At 62.1% G+C, this 20,072-nt stretch carries 21 protein-coding genes; 14 read left to right on the top strand and 7 right to left on the bottom strand.

The window, feature by feature from the left end; genetic code table 11:
• Positions 1-39 precede the first annotated feature (39 nt).
• From kdpB to GNZ12_RS20955, 7 genes are all read right to left on the bottom strand, one after another.
• Entirely contained in the window at positions 40-2,124 is a 2,085-nt protein-coding gene (gene kdpB / locus GNZ12_RS20985) for a potassium-transporting ATPase subunit KdpB (RefSeq protein WP_172313259.1), read from the bottom strand.
• A 30-nt stretch (positions 2,125-2,154) separates the two neighbouring features.
• Complete coding sequence (gene kdpA, locus GNZ12_RS20980; RefSeq protein ID WP_172313256.1) at positions 2,155-3,960, bottom strand: potassium-transporting ATPase subunit KdpA; 1,806 nt, start codon at positions 3,958-3,960, stop codon at positions 2,155-2,157.
• Positions 3,957-4,049, bottom strand: a complete 93-nt coding sequence (gene kdpF, locus GNZ12_RS20975; RefSeq protein WP_063495262.1) for a K(+)-transporting ATPase subunit F — start codon at positions 4,047-4,049, stop codon at positions 3,957-3,959. The genes kdpA and kdpF overlap by 4 nt, the downstream gene beginning before the upstream one ends.
• A complete protein-coding gene (locus tag GNZ12_RS20970) occupies positions 4,046-4,159 on the bottom strand; it encodes a hypothetical protein (RefSeq protein ID WP_063495261.1) in 114 nt (37 codons plus the stop codon). Before GNZ12_RS20970 ends, kdpF begins: the two co-directional genes overlap by 4 nt.
• Before the next feature lie 328 nt (positions 4,160-4,487).
• A complete protein-coding gene (locus GNZ12_RS20965; protein WP_172313253.1) occupies positions 4,488-5,462 on the bottom strand; it encodes a quinone oxidoreductase family protein in 975 nt (324 codons plus the stop codon).
• A 53-nt stretch (positions 5,463-5,515) separates the two neighbouring features.
• Positions 5,516-5,905: a methylglyoxal synthase gene (locus tag GNZ12_RS20960; RefSeq protein ID WP_172313250.1), complete on the bottom strand. Its 390-nt coding sequence runs from the start codon at positions 5,903-5,905 to the stop codon at positions 5,516-5,518.
• Positions 5,906-5,978: 73 nt separating this feature from the next.
• Complete coding sequence (locus GNZ12_RS20955; protein WP_172313247.1) at positions 5,979-6,761, bottom strand: SDR family oxidoreductase; 783 nt, start codon at positions 6,759-6,761, stop codon at positions 5,979-5,981.
• A 235-nt stretch (positions 6,762-6,996) separates the two neighbouring features.
• On the opposite strand from GNZ12_RS20955, the gene upp reads away from it, so the two are divergent.
• From upp to GNZ12_RS20885, 14 genes are all read left to right on the top strand, one after another.
• Positions 6,997-7,647, top strand: coding sequence for a uracil phosphoribosyltransferase (gene upp / locus GNZ12_RS20950; RefSeq protein ID WP_172313245.1), 651 nt, complete (start codon positions 6,997-6,999; stop codon positions 7,645-7,647).
• Positions 7,648-8,068: 421 nt separating this feature from the next.
• Positions 8,069-8,797 (top strand): YebC/PmpR family DNA-binding transcriptional regulator, encoded by a 729-nt coding sequence (locus tag GNZ12_RS20945; protein WP_172313242.1) that lies wholly within the window; start codon positions 8,069-8,071, stop codon positions 8,795-8,797.
• A gap of 237 nt (positions 8,798-9,034) precedes the next feature.
• On the top strand, positions 9,035-10,333 hold the full coding sequence (gene purD / locus GNZ12_RS20940; protein WP_172313239.1) for a phosphoribosylamine--glycine ligase: 1,299 nt from the start codon (positions 9,035-9,037) through the stop codon (positions 10,331-10,333).
• 230 nt (positions 10,334-10,563) lie between these two features.
• A complete protein-coding gene (gene hemF / locus GNZ12_RS20935; protein ID WP_172313236.1) occupies positions 10,564-11,487 on the top strand; it encodes an oxygen-dependent coproporphyrinogen oxidase in 924 nt (307 codons plus the stop codon).
• 26 nt (positions 11,488-11,513) lie between these two features.
• A complete protein-coding gene (locus tag GNZ12_RS20930) occupies positions 11,514-12,254 on the top strand; it encodes a nicotinate-nucleotide adenylyltransferase (RefSeq protein ID WP_172313234.1) in 741 nt (246 codons plus the stop codon).
• 4 nt (positions 12,255-12,258) lie between these two features.
• Positions 12,259-12,717, top strand: coding sequence for a ribosome silencing factor (gene rsfS, locus GNZ12_RS20925; protein ID WP_172168717.1), 459 nt, complete (start codon positions 12,259-12,261; stop codon positions 12,715-12,717).
• Between the two features lie 45 nt (positions 12,718-12,762).
• Complete coding sequence (gene rlmH / locus GNZ12_RS20920) at positions 12,763-13,233, top strand: 23S rRNA (pseudouridine(1915)-N(3))-methyltransferase RlmH (protein ID WP_063495252.1); 471 nt, start codon at positions 12,763-12,765, stop codon at positions 13,231-13,233.
• Between the two features lie 198 nt (positions 13,234-13,431).
• The gene (locus GNZ12_RS20915; RefSeq protein ID WP_172313231.1) at positions 13,432-14,061 is read left to right on the top strand and encodes a Maf family protein; all 630 of its coding nucleotides are present in this window, start codon (positions 13,432-13,434) and stop codon (positions 14,059-14,061) included.
• A 9-nt stretch (positions 14,062-14,070) separates the two neighbouring features.
• Positions 14,071-15,540 carry a ribonuclease G gene (gene rng / locus GNZ12_RS20910; RefSeq protein WP_074284953.1) on the top strand — a complete coding sequence of 490 codons (1,470 nt, stop codon included), beginning with the start codon at positions 14,071-14,073 and terminating at the stop codon, positions 15,538-15,540.
• A gap of 292 nt (positions 15,541-15,832) precedes the next feature.
• Positions 15,833-16,060, top strand: a complete 228-nt coding sequence (locus tag GNZ12_RS20905) for a hypothetical protein (protein WP_172313228.1) — start codon at positions 15,833-15,835, stop codon at positions 16,058-16,060.
• 434 nt (positions 16,061-16,494) lie between these two features.
• Complete coding sequence (locus GNZ12_RS20900) at positions 16,495-17,214, top strand: hypothetical protein (RefSeq protein WP_172313225.1); 720 nt, start codon at positions 16,495-16,497, stop codon at positions 17,212-17,214.
• 426 nt (positions 17,215-17,640) lie between these two features.
• Entirely contained in the window at positions 17,641-18,066 is a 426-nt protein-coding gene (locus tag GNZ12_RS20895) for a CopG family transcriptional regulator (protein ID WP_172313223.1), read from the top strand.
• A gap of 119 nt (positions 18,067-18,185) precedes the next feature.
• Positions 18,186-19,319, top strand: a complete 1,134-nt coding sequence (locus GNZ12_RS20890; protein WP_172313220.1) for an extracellular catalytic domain type 1 short-chain-length polyhydroxyalkanoate depolymerase — start codon at positions 18,186-18,188, stop codon at positions 19,317-19,319.
• A gap of 178 nt (positions 19,320-19,497) precedes the next feature.
• Positions 19,498-20,007, top strand: coding sequence for a phasin family protein (locus GNZ12_RS20885; RefSeq protein WP_172313218.1), 510 nt, complete (start codon positions 19,498-19,500; stop codon positions 20,005-20,007).
• Positions 20,008-20,072 lie beyond the last annotated feature (65 nt).

Below are 20,072 nucleotides of genomic sequence, written 5' to 3'. Positions count from 1 at the left end.
TAGACGCGTCCGGCAGCCAATGCCGCCGGACACAGCCTGTTAAACCCAGCCGAGCGCGGCCAGCACCATGTCGATCAGCTTGATGCCGATAAACGGCACGATGATCCCGCCAAGGCCATATACCAGCAGATTGCGGCGCAGCAGGATCGAGGCACCGAGCGGCCGGTACTTCACGCCCTTCAGCGCCAGCGGAATCAGCAGCACGATGATCAGTGCGTTGAAGATCACCGCCGACATGATCGCCGAGGCCGGTGTGGCCAGATGCATCACGTTCAGCCTGTTCAGTGCCGGATAGGTGCTCGCAAAGGCAGCCGGGATAATCGCGAAGTACTTGGAGACGTCGTTGGCAATCGAGAACGTCGTCAGCGAGCCGCGCGTCATCAGCATCTGCTTGCCGATTTCGACGATCTCGATCAGCTTGGTCGGGTTCGAATCGAGGTCGACCATGTTGCCGGCTTCCTTCGCCGCCTGCGTGCCGGTATTCATCGCCACTGCGACGTCGGCTTGCGCCAGCGCCGGAGCGTCGTTGGTACCGTCACCGGTCATCGCCACCAGCTTGCCTTCGGCCTGGTGCGCGCGGATCGTTGCAAGCTTCGCCTCCGGGGTGGCTTCCGCGAGGAAGTCGTCAACGCCCGCTTCCGCGGCAATGGCGGCTGCCGTCAGGCGGTTGTCGCCCGTCACCATGATGGTCTTGATACCCATCTTGCGCAGTTCGGCGAAACGCTCCTTGATGCCGCCCTTGACGATGTCCTTCAGCTCGATCACGCCGAGCACGCGTGCGCCATGCTCGCCCTTCTCGGCCACCACCAGCGGCGTGCTGCCACGACGCGCCACTTCAGCCACGGCGTTGCTCACTTCCGTCGGATAACGGCCGCCGTTCGCTTCGACGTAGTTCTTGACGGCATCGGCTGCGCCCTTACGGATCTCGCGGCCCGGCAGGTCCACACCGCTCATCCGCGTTTGTGCGGTGAAGGCGAGGAAGACTGCATGCAACGACGCCATGTCGCGAGCGCGGATGTTGAAGCGCTGCTTGGCGAGCACGACGATACTGCGGCCTTCCGGCGTTTCGTCCGCCAGCGACGACAGTTGCGCAGCATCAGCCAACGTTTCTTCGGTCACGCCCGGCGCCGGCACAAAGGTCGAAGCCTGACGGTTACCGAGCGTGATTGTGCCGGTCTTGTCGAGCAGCAGCACATCGACGTCACCTGCAGCTTCCACGGCACGGCCTGACGTTGCAATCACGTTGGCCTGCATCATGCGGCTCATACCGGCCACACCAATGGCGGACAGCAGGCCGCCGATGGTGGTCGGAATCAGACACACCAGCAGTGCCACGAGCGCGGTGATGCTCACCACATGGCCAGCCTTGACGGCTTCGACGGAGAACATCGAGAACGGCAGCAGCGTCGCGGTGGCGAGCAGCATCACGATCGTCAGCGCAACCAGCAGAATCGTCAGCGCGATTTCGTTCGGCGTCTTTTGACGCTTCGCGCCTTCGACCATCGCAATCATGCGGTCGAGGAAGGCTTCGCCCGGATTCGCCGTGACGCGCACGACGATCCAGTCCGACAGCACGCGCGTGCCGCCCGTCACCGACGTAAAGTCGCCGCCCGATTCGCGGATCACTGGTGCGGATTCGCCGGTAATCGCCGATTCGTCAACCGACGCGACACCGTCGATCACTTCGCCGTCGGCCGGAATCACGTCGCCGGTTTCGACCAGCACCACGTCGCCTTTACGCAGATCGGACGCCGTCAGAATGCGAATCGGCGACTTCGGATGCGGCTCGTTGAGCTTCTTGGCCATCACGTCTTTCTTCGCACTGCGCAGCGACGCAGCCTGGGCCTTTGAACGGCCTTCAGCGAGCGCTTCTGCGAAGTTGGCGAACAGCACCGTGAACCACAGCCACAGCGCGACCGCGAGGATGAACCCCGCGGGCGCTTCGGCCTGGCCGCCCAGGGCGGCGATCCAGAGGATCGTCGTCAGGATGCTGCCGACGTACACGCAGAACATCACCGGGTTACGGAACTGCGTGCGTGGCGTGAGTTTCTTGAATGAGTCCACGATCGCCGGACGCACTAGCGCCGGATCGAACATGGACCGCGTTGCATTATGTTCAGTCATTGAATCCTCGTTTTTCTCGAATGGCCCGTATTAATGGCCGGCGATCATCAACAGATGTTCGACGCCGGGGCCGAGAGCGAGCGCAGGCACGTACGTCAGTGCGCCGACGAGCAGCACGGTGCCAAGCAGCAGCACGACAAACAGCGGACCATGCGTGGGCAGCGTGCCACCGGTAACCGCCAGGCGTTTCTTGCCTGCCAGCGAGCCGGCAATTGCCAGCACCGGAATGAGCGAGCCGAAGCGGCCAAACCACATCGCAATCGCGGTCAACCAGTTGTAGAACGGTGTGCTGACCGTCAGGCCGGCAAACGCGCTACCGTTGTTGTTCGCAGCCGAGCTGAACGCGTAGAGAATTTCCGAGAAGCCGTGCGGACCGGGGTTGGCGATACCTGCCTTGCCCGCATCGGTCAGCACCGCGATCGAGGTCCCCACGAGCACCAGCAGCGGCGTGAGCAGCACAACGATCGACACCATCTTCATCTCATACGCTTCAATCTTCTTGCCGACATATTCAGGCGTGCGACCGATCATCAGGCCTGCCACGAACACGGCGAGCATGGCGAACACAAGCATCCCGTACATACCGGAGCCGACACCGCCGAAGATCACTTCGCCCAACTGGATCAGCAGCATCGGATAGAGGCCGCCGAGCGGGGTCAGCGAGTCGTGCGTGTTGTCGACTGCACCGCACGATGCCGCCGTCGTGGCGACTGTGAAGATGCCCGACTGCGCGATACCGAAGCGCGTTTCCTTGCCTTCCATGTTGCCGCCGGACTGCAACGCATTGGCGGACTGGTCGACGTTCAGCGAGGCCAGGGTCGGGTTGCCGGCCTGTTCCGCGCTGATTTCACCCACCACGCACGCAGCGAATGCGATCGTCATCACGGCAAGTACAGCAATACCCTGTTTGCGGTCCGCGATCATCCGGCCGAACACCAGGGCCAGCGCCGCCGGGATAATCAGCATCGAAAAGATCTGCAGGAAGTTGCTGAACGGCGTCGGGTTTTCGTACGGGTGTGCCGAGTTCGCGTTGAAGAAGCCGCCACCGTTGGTGCCGAGCATCTTGATCGCTTCCTGCGACGCCACCGGGCCCATTGCGATGGTCTGCGTCGTCACCTTGGTGTCGACCGTCACCGCATTGCCCTTCGCGTCCTTCACCGGGTTGCCTTGTGCATCGAGCTTCGGCGCAGCATACGTTGTGGTTTGCAGGGTCGGCACGTCCTGATACGACTTGAAGTTCTGGATGACGCCCTGGCTCATCAGCAAGCCAGCGACGATCACCGCCATCGGCAGCAGCACGTACAGCGTCACACGTGTGATGTCGACCCAGAAGTTACCGATGGTCTGCGCCGTATGACGTGCGAAGCCGCGGATCAGCGCGATGACCACGACGATGCCGGTGGCAGCGGACAGGAAGTTCTGCACCGTCAGGCCGAGCATCTGCGCCAGATAGCCGGCGGTCTGCTCAGGCGTGTAATCCTGCCAGTTGGTGTTGGTGACGAAGCTGACAGCCGTATTGAAGGCGCTGTCGACCGACATCGGACCGAAGGCTTGCGGGTTGCCCGGCAGCCAGCCTTGCACACGCAACAGGAGGTACAGGACCAGCACGCCGAGCACGTTGAACGCGACCGTGGCGATGGCGTAGTGCTTCCAGCTCATTTCCGTCGACGAGTCGACCCCGGCGATACGGTACAGCAAACGCTCGAGCGGACCGCCGAAGCGGACCACGCGAGAGGTGCCGTCCATCACGCGCGTCAGATAGCGGGCAACGGGCACGGCGGCCGCGAGCAGCACGACCAGAAAAATGACCGTTTGCAGGACATTGTTGGAGTTCATTCAATGTCCTCCGCGCGCAGCAGCGCATAGACGAGGTAAGCGAACAGCAGCGCAGTAGCAGCGCCTGATAGCCACAGAATCCAGGTCATGAGCGTGCTCCCTGGCCGCGCCGGAACTGCATCAACTTCTCGCAGCCGGCAATCAAAGCAAAGGTCAGCGCTGCGAATAGCACCATCCCCCCGACGTACAGCACATCCATTTGTGTTCTCCATTAGCGGACTTTGGATGGGTAGAACGTTATGCCGATCCGCGTAAAGGCCTGGTCAAAGATGGCAGGGGTGGTATAAAAAACGCGTAAACGAAACAGGCCGCTCCACTGGGTATGGAACGGCCTGAGGCCCATGGGGTCTGGCTTTGCGGGGAAAGGCAACGCTCGCGCGGGCTATGGTGCAGCGCGGAATTTCTATGGCGTCGCTTTTGCGCCTTGATGGCAGGATGCAGCGCGCCGGCGACTTGCCGGGCGCTGCTTGCCGGGTGTTGCCTGCTCCCGCGTGGCGATGTGGCCACGCGCCCCGGCATTGACGCGTTTACGGCAGCAGAATCGTCGAGCCCGTGGTACGGCGTCCTTCGAGGTCGCCGTGAGCCTTGCCAACATCCGCCAGCGCGTAGCGCTGGTTGATGCTCGTCTTCACCTTGCCCGACACCAGCACGTCGAACAACTCCGAGGACATCGCCTCATAGTCGCTGCGTTTGGCGATATAGGTAAAGAGCGTCGGGCGCGTAAAGAACAGCGAACCGCGTCCGGCGAATTCCGACGAATCGAGCGGCGGCAACGGTCCGGACGCATTGCCGAAGCTCACGAACATGCCGAGCGGCGCGAGGCAGTCGAGCGAGCCCGTAAAAGTATCTTTACCGATCGAGTCGTACACCACCGGCACACCCGCGCCGTTGGTGATCTCGCGCACGCGCCTCGTGAAGTTCTCGCGCGTATAAACGATCGCATGGTCGCAGCCGTGCGCCTTGGCGATCTCGGCTTTCTCATCGGAACTGACCGTGCCGATCACCGTCGCGCCAAGCGCCTTCGCCCATTGGCAAACCAGCAGGCCGACGCCGCCCGCCGCAGCCTGGATCAGGATCGTATCGCCGGCTTTCACCGGATACGTACGGCGCAGCAGATATTGCGCGGTCAGCCCTTGCAGCATCACGGAGGCCGCCTGTTCGTCGGTCAACGCGTCCGGCACCTTAACGGCATGCACAGCCGGCAACACACGCTCCTGGGTGTACGCGCCAGGCGGACGGGCCACGTACGCCACGCGATCGCCCGATTTGAAACCGGTCACGCCTGCGCCAACCGCGGTGACTTCACCCGCCGCTTCCATACCGAGGCCACCCGGCAACGGCAGTGGGTACAAGCCCGTGCGGAAATACACGTCGATATAGTTCAGGCCGACCGCGGTCTGCCTGATGCGAATCTCGCCCGCGCCCGGCTGGCCCACTTCGACGTCGACCCATTTCATCACCTCCGGGCCGCCGGTTTTATCGAATCGGATTGCTTTGACCATCATGTCTCCCTGGTTTGTAGTTTCGTTCGATCGTAAAGCACCGCTGCGTGGGTCTAGACCTGCTGCGCGAAGCGCAAGGTCAGCACGTCGAGAATCATTCGCGCGGTCGAAATGTTAGTGGCGCACGGAATGTTGTGCACGTCGCAGGCCCGCACCAGCGCGTTGATATCCGGCTCGTGCGGCTGCGGCGTCATCGGGTCGCGCAGGAAGATCACCATGTCTACCCGCCCTTCGGCGAGTTGCGCGCCGATTTGCAGGTCGCCGCCATGCGGGCCGGACAACATGCGCTCGACCGTGAGGCCATGCGCGTCACCGATGCGCGTGCCAGTCGTGCCGGTCGCGACGATCTCGCAGCGCCTGAGCGTATCGACATACTCCCCGGCCAGTTTGACGATGTCGTCTTTCTTGTGATCGTGCGCGATCAGTGCAATGCGGGTGCTCATGACGTAAGACTCCTGAAACCGTTTTGATTGTCGTTGTTGTGGTGTTGATGCCGGTGCTTAAGAACGTGCCCGTTCAGAACGTACCGGGGTAAGTGCCGCCGTCGATCAGCCAGTTCTGACCGGTGATGTAGCCAGCGTGCACGCTGCACAGGAACGCGCAGGCGCGACCGAATTCATCGCGATTGCCGAAACGGCCGGCGGGGATCGCCTTCATGCGCTGCTTGCGCGCATCGTCGACGGAAATGTTTTGCGCCTTGGCTTGCGCCGTGAAGGTAGTGGCAATTCGGTCGGTGTCGAACAGGCCCGGCAGCAGGTTGTTGATCGTCACACCCGAGGCGGCCACCTTGCTACGCGCCAGTCCCGCAACGAAGCCGGTCAGCCCCGAGCGCGCACCGTTGGACAGGCCGAGCACGTCGATCGGCGCCTTGACCGCCGAACTCGTGATGTTGACGATCCGCCCATAGCCGCGCTCGCTCATCCCGTCGATGGTCGCGCGGATCAGTTCGATCGGCGTCAGCATGTTGCTCTCCAGCGCGCGAATCCAGTCTTCGTGCGTGAAGTTGCGGAAGTCGCCCGGCGGCGGGCCGCCCGCGTTGTTGACCAGAATGTCCGGCTGCGGACAGGCCGCAAGCGCCGCGGCGCGGCCTTCCGGTGTCGTGATGTCGCACGCCACCGTCTTTACTTCGACACCGCTTTGCTTGCGGATCTCAACAGCGGCCGCCTCCAGCGTCTCTGCCGTGCGCGCGACGATTGTCAGGTTGACGCCTTCGGCCGCCAGCGCTTCCGCGCAGCCGCGCCCCAGGCCCTTGCTGGCCGCGCAAACCAGCGCGGTGCGTCCTGCGATTCCCATGTCCATGTGTGGCTCCTACTGCCTAGTTGTGGCGCGGGCATGATCCCGCGGCTGCCCAATCGTTGCAAAGTTTCCCCCGATTCTAGAAGAATCGGTGCCGGACTGCGCCGGGCCACTGCAATCTCCGGTATCTTCCGGCGCCACTCTTTCGGTAAACTTGCGCCGTGGCGCGTCCGCCTGCCGATTTCAGGCCGTGCGGCGCGCCAAACCGATCCCTCTAGCCGCCGCTTGCGCCCCCGCCATGACCCAGGACAGCCGATTTCCCAATCTTTTCATCCTCGATCACCCGCTGATCCAGCACAAGCTGTCGCATATGCGTGACCGGGACACCTCGACCCGCACGTTCCGCGAACTGCTGCGCGAGATCACGCTGCTGATGGGCTACGAAATCACCCGTAACCTGCCGATGACCACGCGCCGCATCACCACGCCGCTGGTCGAGATCGACGCGCCTGTGATCGCCGGCAAGAAACTGGCGATCGTGCCGGTGTTGCGCGCCGGCATCGGCATGTCGGACGGCCTGCTGGAGCTGGTGCCGTCGGCGCGCGTGGGCCACATCGGCGTGTATCGCGCCGAGGATCATCGCCCGGTCGAGTATCTGGTGCGCCTGCCGGATCTGGAAGACCGCGTGTTCATTCTGTGCGATCCGATGGTCGCGACCGGTTACTCGGCCGTGCACGCGGTGGACGTGCTCAAGCGCCGCAACGTGGCCGGCGAGAACATCATGTTCCTCGCGCTGGTGGCCGCCCCGGAAGGCGTGCAGGTGTTCCAGGACGCGCATCCGGACGTCAAGCTGTATGTGGCGTCGCTCGATTCGCACCTGAACGAGCACGCGTACATCGTGCCGGGTCTCGGCGACGCCGGCGACCGCCTGTTCGGCACGAAAAACTGACAGCGGGCTGAAGAAACTGGCGGCGGCGCCCAATTTCCGTGCAGTTTCCGGCGACGCTCCCCTCTGCCGCGCCCTCGCGGCGTGATAAAATTCGAATCCGCTCAAAGAGCGACTCAACTTGCACTGCCACCCGGCGCATCGCGCCTTTGCGCGGAGTCTGCCGGGACCGGCGCGGTTGGGGCGCCACTGTGCCGCCCGCTGACCACACTGCCCCGCCCCCAACCGCGCTGTCGACCTTCGGTCCCGCTAGCCGGGTCTGGCCGGGCGTGATCAAGCTGAGGCAGGTCTGACACCGGGCGGTCCGGCGCCGAGCGGTTTGACATCGAGGCGCAAGGTCGCAATCAGCAGCGCCGCGCGCCCGACATCGCAACGACAATTGCACTATGCGTGCGCCCCACTGGCGCGCGCGACGGAGAAAAGTATGGCGGGTCATTCGAAATGGGCCAACATCAAGCATAAGAAAGCAGCGGCAGACGCCAAGCGCGGCAAGGTCTGGACGCGGCTCATCAAGGAAATTCAGGTCGCAGCCCGCATGGGTGGCGGCGACATCGACTCGAACCCGCGTCTGCGGCTCGCCGTCGAAAAGGCGTACGACGCCAACATGCCGAAAGATAACGTCAACCGCGCGATCCAACGCGGTGTGGGCGGTGTCGATGGCGCAAACTACGAAGAAATCCGCTACGAAGGCTACGGCATCGGCGGCGCGGCGGTGATCGTGGACACCATGACCGACAACCGCACCCGTACGGTGGCGGACGTGCGTCACGCGTTCTCGAAGAACGGCGGCAATATGGGCACGGACGGCTCGGTGTCGTTCATGTTCGATCACGTCGGCCAGTTCCTGTTCGCGCCCGGCACGCTGGAAGACAAGCTGATGGAAGCCGCGCTCGAAGCCGGCGCTGACGACGTCGTCACGAACGAAGACGGCAGTATCGAAGTGCTGTGCCCGCCGAACGATTTCCCGAAGGTGAAGACCGCGCTTGAAGCCGCGGGCTTCAAGGCCGAAGTGGCCGAGGTGACGATGAAACCTCAGACGGAAGTCGAATTCACGGGCGACGACGCCGTGAAAATGCAGAAGCTGCTCGACGCGCTGGAAAATCTGGACGACGTGCAGGAAGTCTATACAAACGCCGCGATCGCCGACGAATGAGCGTGCCCCGGCGGCGCCTCGTGCGTGGATTGGCATCGAACCACGCCCGCGCCGCCGTCTGGCCCTCGCGTTGCTGCTGAGCGGGCGTTGGTTGACGCCCTCCACACCGCCTCCATCCGGGTTCGCTATGGGCCCTGCGCCGTCACCTGGCTGCGGGTCCATTGCAAACCTCGCTGTTATTCCACGGCTGAGCGTGATGCTTCAGCCGTTTATGGTTTTTAAGTCTCGGGGATTCACATGAAGTTACTCGTCGTCGGTTCCGGCGGTCGCGAACATGCGCTCGCATGGAAGCTCGCGCAATCGCCGCGGGTCCAACTCGTCTACGTTGCTCCCGGCAACGGCGGTACCGCCCAGGACGAGCGTCTGCGCAACATCGACATCACCGATCCGGCCAAACTCGCCGATTTCGTCGAGAAAGAACAGATCGCCTTCACGCTTGTCGGTCCGGAAGGGCCGCTCGCCGCGGGCATCGTCAATCTGTTCCGCTCGCGTGGCCTGAAGATTTTCGGGCCGAGCAAGGAAGCCGCGCAGCTCGAAAGCTCGAAAGATTTTGCCAAGGCGTTCATGAAGCGCCACGCGATCCCGACCGCCGAATACGAAACCTTCGCCGACGTCGCTGCCGCGCACGCGTATCTGGACGCCAAGGGCGCGCCGATCGTGATCAAGGCCGATGGCCTCGCCGCCGGCAAGGGCGTCGTGGTAGCGCAAACGCTGGAAGAAGCGCACGCCGCGGTCGACATGATGCTGTCGGACAACAAGCTGGGCGATGCCGGCGCGCGCGTCGTGATCGAGGAATTCCTCGCCGGCGAAGAAGCCAGCTTCATCGTGATGGTGGACGGCAAGCATGTGCTGGCGCTCGCCTCGAGCCAGGACCACAAGCGTCTGCTCGACGCCGATCAGGGTCCGAACACCGGCGGCATGGGCGCGTACTCGCCCGCGCCGATCGTCACGCCGCAACTGCATGCGCGCGTGATGCGCGAAATCATCCAGCCGACCGTGCGTGGCATGGAGAAAGAAGGCATCCGCTTCACCGGCTTCCTGTACGCCGGCCTGATGATCGACGCGCAAGGCAACCCGAAGACGCTCGAATTCAACTGCCGGATGGGCGACCCGGAGACGCAACCGATCATGGCGCGCCTGAAAGGCGACTTTTCGAAGGTCGTCGAACAGGCAATCGCCGGCACGCTCGATACGATCGAACTCGAATGGGACCGTCGTACCGCGCTCGGCGTGGTGCTCGCCGCGTACAACTATCCGGACACGCCGCGCAAGGGTGACCGGATCAGCGATATCCCAGCCGAAACCGTGGATTCGGTCACTTTCCACGCCGGCACGACGCTGGCGGACGGCAAGCTGACCACCTCGGGCGGCCGCGTGTTGTGCGTGGTCGGCCTCGCGGATTCGGTACGCAGCGCGCAATCGGTCGCGTACGAGACGATCAACCAGATCTCGTTCGACGGCATGCAATATCGCCGCGACATTGGCTACCGTGCACTGAACCGCAAGCACGACACCAAGAACGAAGGCAAGCACTAAGCCCGCCCACTCGCCCGCGTGCGGCGCCAACGGCGCTACACTGCGGGTTTTCGCGGCCGTTGCGGCGCCCACCGTACTATGTGGGCTCGCCCCGGTTGATCGGCATTTCATCCGGCGCGAATGACCGTAGCGCCGCGCCTTCCCAGCAACACCCTGGGTAATGGCCCGGCCGTCGCCCTTCACGAAGAACCCGCGGCACGACGAGCGTGCCGCCCTCAGCATCCGCATTCATGACCGATTCGAGCTATGACGCACAGGCCGTGCGCAACTGGCTGCAAGGCCTGCAAACGCATATCGCGGACACGCTCGGCGCGTTCGACGGTAAGCCGTTCGCGACCGACGCATGGCAGCGCGCCCCCGGCGAAAAGCTGCGCGGCGGCGGCTGCACGCGGATTCTGGAAGGCGGCAACTTCTTCGAGAGGGCCGGCATCGGTTTTTCGGACGTTTCGGGCGACACGTTGCCCGGCTCGGCTAGCGCCGCACGCCCGCAACTGGCCGGCCGCGGCTTCGAAGCCATGGGCGTGTCGCTCGTGCTGCACCCGCACAATCCGCACTGCCCGACCGTGCATATGAACGTGCGTCTGCTGATCGCGACCAAGGCCGGCGAAGAGCCCGTGTTCTGGTTTGGCGGCGGCATGGACCTGACGCCTTACTATGGCTACGAGGAAGACGCGCAGCATTTCCATCGTGTGTGCCGCGACGCGCTGCAGCCTTATGGCGCGGACCTCTACCCGAGTTTCAAGCGTTGGTGCGACGAGTACTTTTTCCTCAAGCACCGCAACGAACCGCGTGGCATCGGTGGGATTTTCTTCGACGATTTCTCGGCGCCGGGCTTCGATCAATCGTTCGCGATGCTCAAAAGCGTCGGCGAGGGATTCCTCAAAGCGTACCTGCCGATCATCGAAAAGCGCCGCAACATTCCGTACGGCGAAGCCGAGCGGGACTTCCAGGCATACCGGCGCGGACGCTACGTCGAGTTCAATCTGGTCTTCGACCGTGGCACACTGTTTGGGCTGCAGAGCGGCGGACGCACCGAATCGATTCTGATGTCGATGCCGCCTGTGGTGAACTGGCGCTACAACTGGCAGCCCGGACCGGGCACGCCGGAAGCGCGTCTTTACAGCGATTTTCTCGTGCCGCGCGAGTGGGTGTGAGGCTTTAAGCCCGCACCCTACTCCACGTGACCACGACAAAGGATCTTCACCTGAAGCCGAACGCTCATCCTGTCGCCCTGCCTCGCCGGATCGGACTGCTCGGCGGCACTTTCGATCCGATCCACGACGGCCATCTCGCGCTCGCGCGGCGTTTCGCCAGCGTGCTGAACCTGACCGAACTGGTGCTGCTGCCGGCCGGCCAGCCCTGGCAGAAAACGGACGTGTCAGCCGCGGAACACAGACTGGCGATGACCCGCGCCGCCGCCAGCGCATTGGTGCTGCCAGGCGCGACCGTGCGGGTGGCGACCGACGAGATCGAACACGAAGGCCCGACGTACACCATCAACACGCTGCAGTTGTGGCGTGAACGCGAAGGTCAGGATGCGTCGATTGCGCTTCTGATCGGCGCGGATCAACTGGTGCATCTCGACACATGGCGCGACTGGCGGCGCCTGTTCGACTTTGCTCACATCTGCGCGGCCACGCGCCCCGGTTTCGACCTCGCGTCGATTCCGCCCGTGGTCGCCCGAGAAATCGACGCGCGCCGTGCCCGCGCCGACGTTCTGCAAGCCACCCCGTGCGGCCACTTGCTGATCGATACGACGCTTGCGTTCAACGTCTCGGCCACCGACATTCGCGCGTATCTGCGCGAACAGGTGTCCCAGCGGCTTGCCCTCGCGGGCGGCGAACAGCAAGACCAGGCCGCGAGCCATGTCCCCACTGCGGTGTGGGACTATATTCTTCAACATCATCTGTACCACCGGTAACCCCATGGATATTCGCAAACTGCAACGCGTGATCGTCGACGCTCTCGAAGACGTCAAAGCGCAAGACATCAAGGTGTTCAACACCAGCCACCTGACCGCGCTGTTCGATCGCGTGATCGTCGCGAGCGGCACCTCGAACCGCCAGACCAAGGCACTCGCTTCGAGCGTGCGCGAGAGCGTCAAGGAAAACGGCGGCGACGTCATCAGCACCGAAGGCGAGGACATCGGCGAATGGGTGCTGGTCGATTGCGGCGACGCGATCGTGCACATCCTGCAACCGGCGCTGCGCCAGTACTACAACCTCGAAGAAATCTGGGGCGACAAGCCGGTGCGCATCAAGCTGTCGACGCCGAATCCGTTTGGCGGCGCCAGCGCGAGCGAGCCGCTCGACGACGAGGACGAAGAGGAAGAAGCGCCGGCTGCCAAAAAGCCGGCACGCAAAACGGCGGCACGCCGCAAGTAAGCACGCTCGAGTCGGCATAACGCTTAGTTTGCGACACCATCCGCGATGAAACTGCACATCCTCGCCGTCGGCCACAAGATGCCGGACTGGATCGCCACCGGCTTCGACGAGTACGCGAAGCGCATGCCGCCCGAGCTGCGCATCGAGCTACGCGAGATCAAGCCCGAGCAACGTTCGTCGGGGCGTCCAGCCGAAAGCGTGATGGCTGCCGAGCGGCAGAAGATCGAAGCCGCGTTGCCGAAGAACGCGCGCATCGTCGCGCTCGATGAGCGCGGCAAGGATTGGACCACGATGCAGCTTGCCGGCGCCCTGCCCGGCTGGCAGCAGGACGGCCGCGACGTGGCGTTTCTGATCGGCGGCGCCGACGGACTCGATCCCGATCTGAAAGCACGCGCCGATATGCTGCTGCGTGTCTCCAGCCTGACGCTGCCGCACGCCATGGTCCGCGTGCTGCTCGCCGAACAGCTTTACCGCGCGTGGACCATCACGCAAAATCACCCCTATCATCGCGCGTGAGCGAACGAGGTGGCTGACAGACCGTGTGTTTTGGGGTCTCGTTGGCTGCGCTGGTTGACGCGCTTGTAGACGCATTTATCGATGCGCTTATCCGCGCGCTCTTCGTCGTGTCCTTTGATACGCTGATCGACGCTTGACTGACAAGCTCATCACGCGCTCCTCGCGCATTGACGCAATCCGCCTCATCGAGACCTGTTCATGCCAACGGCCACCGCTTCACTGTATCCATTCGTTTATCTCGCTTCCCAGAGTCCACGCCGCCAGGAGCTGTTGCAACAGCTCGGCGTGCGTTTTGAACTGCTGCTGCCACGTCCTGATGAAGATGCCGAAGCGCTCGAAGTCGAGCTGCCGGGCGAGCGCGCGCGCGACTATGTGCAGCGCGTGTGCATCGCCAAGGCGCACGCCGCGCGCGCGCGTCTCGTGGCAGGCGGGCATGCCGCACGGCCGATCCTGGTTGCTGACACAACCGTCACGATCGACGACGCGATCCTTGGCAAGCCCGTCGATGCCGACGATGCCGTCGCGATGCTCACGCGCCTCGCGGGCCGCGATCACGAAGTGTTGACGGCCGTCGCGGTGGTCGATGCAGAAGGCACGCTGCTGCCTGCTGCGCTATCGGTATCGACGGTGCGTTTTGCTGCACTGCACGCGGACGCCGTGCGCCGCTACGCCGCAAGCGGCGAGCCGCTCGGCAAGGCTGGCGCGTATGGTGTGCAAGGGCGCGCCGCGGAGTTTATCGAGCATATCGACGGGTCCTATTCAGGTATCATGGGTTTGCCAATTTTTGAAACTGCTGCCCTCCTGCGTGCAGCGCGCATCGACTTCTAAAATAACACTATGAATGAAGAAATCCTGATCAATGTCACGCCGCAGGAAACGCGCGTCGCGCTCGTCCAGCAAGGCGCCGTCCAGGAACTTCACGTCGAACGAACGCTGTCGCGGGGACGCGTCGGCAATGTCTATCTCGGCAAAGTCGTCCGCGTGTTGCCGGGCATGCAATCCGCCTTCATCGACATCGGTCTGGAACGCGCCGCGTTCCTGCACGTAGCGGATATCTGGCATCCGCGCATTGCCGGCGAGCCGCAGCATCAGACGCCGCATCAGCCAATCGAAAAGATCGTCTTCGAAGGCCAGACGCTGATGGTGCAGGTCGTGAAGGATCCGATCGGCACCAAGGGCGCAAGGCTGTCCACGCAAGTGAGTATCGCCGGGCGCACGCTGGTCTATCTGCCGCAGGAGCCGCACATCGGCATCTCGCAGAAGATCGAGAGCGAAGCCGAACGCGAAGCCGTGCGCGCGCGTTTGACCGCAGTGCTGCCCGCTGATGAAAAAGGCGGCTACATCGTCCGCACCATCGCCGAAGATGCAACCAGCGAAGAGCTGGCCGGCGACGTCGCGTATCTGCGCAAGACGTGGGCGACGATCATCTCGCAGGGTCAGCGTATGCCGCCGACCAGTCTGCTGTATCAGGACCTGAATCTCTCGCAACGGGTGCTGCGCGATTTCGTGAATGACGAGACCTCGCGTATTCAGGTCGACTCGCGCGAGACCTATCAGATGCTCGCCGACTTCGCGGCGGAGTTCACGCCGGCGGTGTCGTCGAAGCTGCATCACTACACCGGCGAACGGCCGCTCTTCGATCTGTACAACATCGAGGCGGAAATCCAGCGCGCGTTGTCACGCCGGGTCGAGCTGAAATCGGGCGGGTATCTGGTGATCGACCAGACCGAAGCGATGACGACGATCGACGTGAACACCGGTGGCTACGTCGGCGCGCGCAACTTCGACGATACGATCTTCAAGACCAACCTCGAAGCCGCGCACACGATCGCGCGGCAATTGCGGCTGCGCAATCTGGGCGGCGTGATCATCATCGACTTCATCGATATGGAGAACGTCGAGCATCGCGACCAGGTGCTCGGCGAGTTGAAGAAGGCGTTGTCGCGCGATCGTACGCGCGTGACCGTGAATGGTTTCTCGCAGCTTGGGCTCGTCGAGATGACACGCAAGCGCACGCGTGAATCGTTAGCGCATGTGCTGTGCGAACCCTGCCCGGTGTGCCAGGGCAAGGGGCAAGTCAAGACGCCGCGTACGGTGTGCTATGACGTGCTGCGCGAGATTCTGCGCGAGTCGCGACAGTTCAATCCACGCGAGTTCCGCGTGGTGGCGTCGCAGCAGGTGATCGACCTGTTTCTTGAGGAAGAGTCGCAGCATCTGGCCATGCTGATGGATTTCATCGGCAAGCCGGTGTCGTTGCAGGTGGAATCGAATTTGAGTCAGGAACAGTACGATATTGTTTTGATGTGAATGGACCCAAGCCTTATACGACAAGGCTCCCACGAAAACCGACCCGCGATGGTCGGTTTTTTCGTTAACGCGGATATCCCAAAAACATCGCCCGCCAACGATCTGCTAGGTTTACGCCGTCACGAATGACGCGGCCTTGCAGGGTGTTGATGCACCACACCGGGCCCGAAATCGCCTGTTACAACGAGCAAAGCGGGTTTGCCCATGTCGCAATGGAATACGCTTTCGGTCCCGCTGGAGACCGGTTTGCAATGTACGCTGGTGTTGGCCAATCAATACGGTAGTTCGTCGCATGAGTAACGCTCTCTTTGATCTGCTGGAAAAACTCGACTCAGCAAAGGTCCATTATTCGATTTCTCGCCATCGTCCGGATACCGTACTGGTGTCCGTCTCGGTCATCGGGCAGCGAATCGAAATCGATGTGTTTCGCGATGGTCACATGGAAATTTCCCGTTTCATTGGACACGAGGATATCGAAGGGGGCGCAGAGTTGATCGACTCAATCATTGCTCTTGCCTGACTTCCACAACCCATTGTTCGCCATGCGCGCCGGCGGGCACCGGGCACCCGAGCATTTGCCACCGATGTGCCAACCGGTCTCATCCGGTCGTTCTCCGGGTCCTCCTCGAGTTGATCCAATCGAGGGCAATTCGAGCCCCCGATCTCTGCGCAGATGCGGCCCCCTGTGACTTCCTTCCTCAGTCTTGCCCCTCCTCGTTCCCATTCGACTGCCTGTTCACCCCGAACTCACGGTCGCGTGTCCAACGTCCACATGAGCGCCAGCAACACTAGCCTTCGGCAACGACTCTCAGCGCCGGCGTTTTGATCCTAGCCAGCATGCCGTCAGGGTTTGGATTGATTCAAAACGGAAGACGTCCCACTACACTGAACATTGCTGTGCTGCCTGGATGTCTGGAAAGAACTTCATAAATCGCCGGGTTTAAGGAGAGCAGCATGTTGACTTCGGAAGACCTCTACGAGAGCCAGCACTGGCGTGAGCTCGACTTGCGCGACAAGCTCGACTCGCGACTGCAGTCATCACTCACGCTTGTCACCGCGATTATCGGAGCGCTTAGTTTTCTGTTGACTAACGTGGATACTCAGCATCAGCACGGCCCGGTGGACTATGTGTTTTTTACGCTTCTAGGGATTACCTTTACGTTACTGTTTTTATCCGGATTTTACTTTTTTAGATCCTCAGTGGGTTCGCTCTTCCATCGAAACACGTACAAAACCCTTCCTGTCTCAACGGAACTGGAAAAATATAAGCTTGGATGGGATGCGGCGATAGCAAAATCGCCCGAAGCGGCGCGCGCGGGCGGAATAACATCGGCAGACGAAGTTAAAAAACTATTAATAAAGAATTATCTGGAACGCCAGGAAACTAACGCGGAAATCAACGATAAACGCGCAAAGAATATTTCCAACATCAATCTCCTGGTCGTCGTTGAAGCCCTGCTGACCGCAGCAGCCTTCTCGGCCTTCTATTTAGGCGGCCTGAATAAGGCAGACCTTTCGAAAACCCAGGATATAAAAATAACAGCACCAATCGATATCCGTAGCATGCCTTCTACCCAGCCAGACCAATGTTTCTTCTGGTTTGCGCCCACGCAATACTTTCACGGGGCGCAGACCAGCAAGAGGCATGTTAATAGGCGCCTTTGCGCGCCCTGAACGTTCCGGTACACATGGAGGTTGCCATGCAAGTCAGGTTCAATCCAGTCACGAACGATTCGCCTGTCGCGCACATGTCGAGTACTCCCCCAGAGCCGCCGCTGGTTCCGCCGAAAGAGCCGCTCCCCCGAAATCTGCCGTTTAAAGGCCCAGGCGATCCGCAGAAGCCGCCGCTCGTTGACTTCGCTTGAGTAAGCAAGCCGCTTCGAAGCCGGCAGCCACCGCTGGTCGCCGGCTGTTGACGTAGTTGCTCACGCCTTTCTACAAACCACGCCTGCCGCGCAAAAAGCCTCGATTTCCACGCCAAAATCTCTACCGGCCCCCAATTTCCCCATTGACGCCCTCTGAACCAGGCGCGTATAACCATCCCACTGGATGTTATTTGGATGGCGTACGGATGCCGATCAAACGCCAAACGGGATAGAAATGGCCAACCTCAAACTCATCGACACCTCCCGCCCCAAAGGCGGCGAGACCGAAAAAATCACCATCAACCTCGGCCCGGTCGACTTGGGCCAGATCGACTTACTCGTCGAAGAGGGTTTTTATTCGAACCGCACCGATCTGATCCGTACGGCGATCCGCAACCAGCTCGCCGTCCACGCACAGGTCGTCACGGAAACGGTGACCCGGCGCGCGCTGGTGCTCGGTTTGCAGCACTTCTCGAAGCAGGACCTTCAAGCCGCTCAAGCCGCGAATGAACGACTGGATATTCATGTGCTCGGCCTCGCCAGCATCGCAGCCGATGTGCCGCCAGAACTCGCGGCGGCCACGATCGCATCGGTGGCGGTGCTCGGCGCATTTCACGCTTCGCCCGCGGTCAAGGCAGCGCTCGCCGGCCGCATCAGGTAGCCACGCGCGGCGTGGCTAATCCCATGGTTGAGCATGCGATTGAACATGCGGTTGAGTCCGCGAAACTCATCGCCTGTCCCAGCCACGCCCAGTGCAAGTCAACGCTGTAGCCCACAAACATGAAAATGAATGAAGATTTCCTGAAGTCGATGAAAGAAGCCTTCGACCTGCTGCGTACAAAGGGGCCGAAGGAAGCGACCGCTGCGGTTCAGCGCGCCCTCGCGAGAGGCACCGTCGAAGGAGGGCATGCGCAAACCCCGCACATGCCGCAGAGCGTCAACGAATGGGCGCAAGCGTGGACGCAGGCGCAAACTCAAGCACAAAGCCAGGCGCAAACACACGCCAACACCACGCCACACGCCCCTGCCGAGCGCACTTTCGATGCCGACACGCCCGGCACCTTCAGCACCCACACCTTCAGCAACAGCGCGGGCCAACGCCAATACAAGCTCTACGTCCCCGCCGTCTACAACATCGAACCGTTGCCGCTTATCGTGATGCTGCACGGCTGCACGCAAAACGCCGACGACCTTGCGGCCGGTACGCGCATGAACGAAATGGCCGAGCGTCATGGCTTCATCGTCGTGTATCCGAATCAGTCACATGCGGCCAATCATTCGGCATGCTGGAACTGGTTCAAACCTGCCGACCAGCAGCGCGACCAGGGTGAACCGTCGTTGATCGCCGGCATCACGCGTCAGGTGATCGCGCGCTATCGCGTCGATCCAGCGCGGGTGTACGTGGCGGGCCTGTCAGCGGGCGGCGCAATGGCAGACATCATGCTGAAGACCTCACCCGACCTGTACGCGGCAGCCTGCGTGCATTCCGGCCTCGCCTACGGAAGCGCGAAGGATCTCCCCTCGGCGCTCGCCGCGATGAAGGGCGGCAAAGCACATCGCAGCCGCTCACGCGTCGAACCGCAACGCCCGCTCATCGTGTTTCATGGCGATGCGGACACGACGGTGCATCCGTCGAACGCTGCAGCGCTCGTAGCGGGCTTCGACGCCGGCGTCACGACCATCAGCGAGCCATCGCATGCCGCAGGCACGGCGAGCGGCCAGCACGCTTGCACGGTGCAACGGCTTGTGGCAGCGAATGGCGTGGAAGCAGAGTACTGGTCGATTCACGGCGCGGGTCACGCATGGGCAGGCGGCAGTCAGCGCGGCTCCTATACGGACCCATCCGGCCCCGATGCGACGGCCGAAATGCTGCGCTTCTTTCTCGCCCATCCGCGTGCGTCAGGCACACACTGAGCGCCTTTCGACTGACGAATCATCTTGACGAAAACGCTGTACTTCCCGCCGAAAAGGTATAGAGTGACTCATGTTGCAGCGCAGCAAAACCACTGCGCCGCGTCGACCTGCCGTCTCGCGTGAGACCTGGCCTCCGAAATCCTTTGGGCGCCTGCCCGGGTCACTTTGGAGATCACCCATGCACAGCCCCGCGACCGAACATAGCGCCGCCTTTGGCCAACGCACTTTCAACATCTTCACCGCCTTGCAACTCGAAGGGCTGGCGTGCCTGCAAAAACTCGGCGAGCTGAATCTCGCGGCACTGAAGGCGACCGTCACCGAAAGCAAGAACGCATTGTCGGCCGGCCAACTCAACGCCGCGCCGTTCGCCGGCGCGGCCGAGTTGCAGCAGCAACTGGTTCAACGCACTGTGTCGTACGCGCAGCACGTCAAGGAAATCGACACGCAATTCACCGCTGCGTTGAACAAGGCTGGTGAATCACTGCGCGAAGAATTCGGCGCCAGCGTGACGCAGTTCGGTTCGGGCTTCGGCCAGACCACGCCGTTCAGTTCGGATAGCGCGTTTGGCGCAATGCAATCCGTGATGGCTTCGATGATTCATTCCAGCAACGTGGTGCAGGACAGCATCAAGCGTGCATCCAGCATGGCCGGTACCGCGATCACCACCACGGGCGGCACTGCACGCTGAGTCCCACGTAAAGATGTGACCAGACGAAAAGGGGCCAATCGGCCCCTTTCTCTTTTCGGTGTATT

This window comes from Paraburkholderia solitsugae, from assembly GCF_013177695.1.
GTDB classification, from domain to species: domain Bacteria; phylum Pseudomonadota; class Gammaproteobacteria; order Burkholderiales; family Burkholderiaceae; genus Paraburkholderia; species Paraburkholderia solitsugae.
Note: the sequence above shows the minus strand (reverse complement) of the source record. Positions and strands in the feature narration are given on the sequence as shown.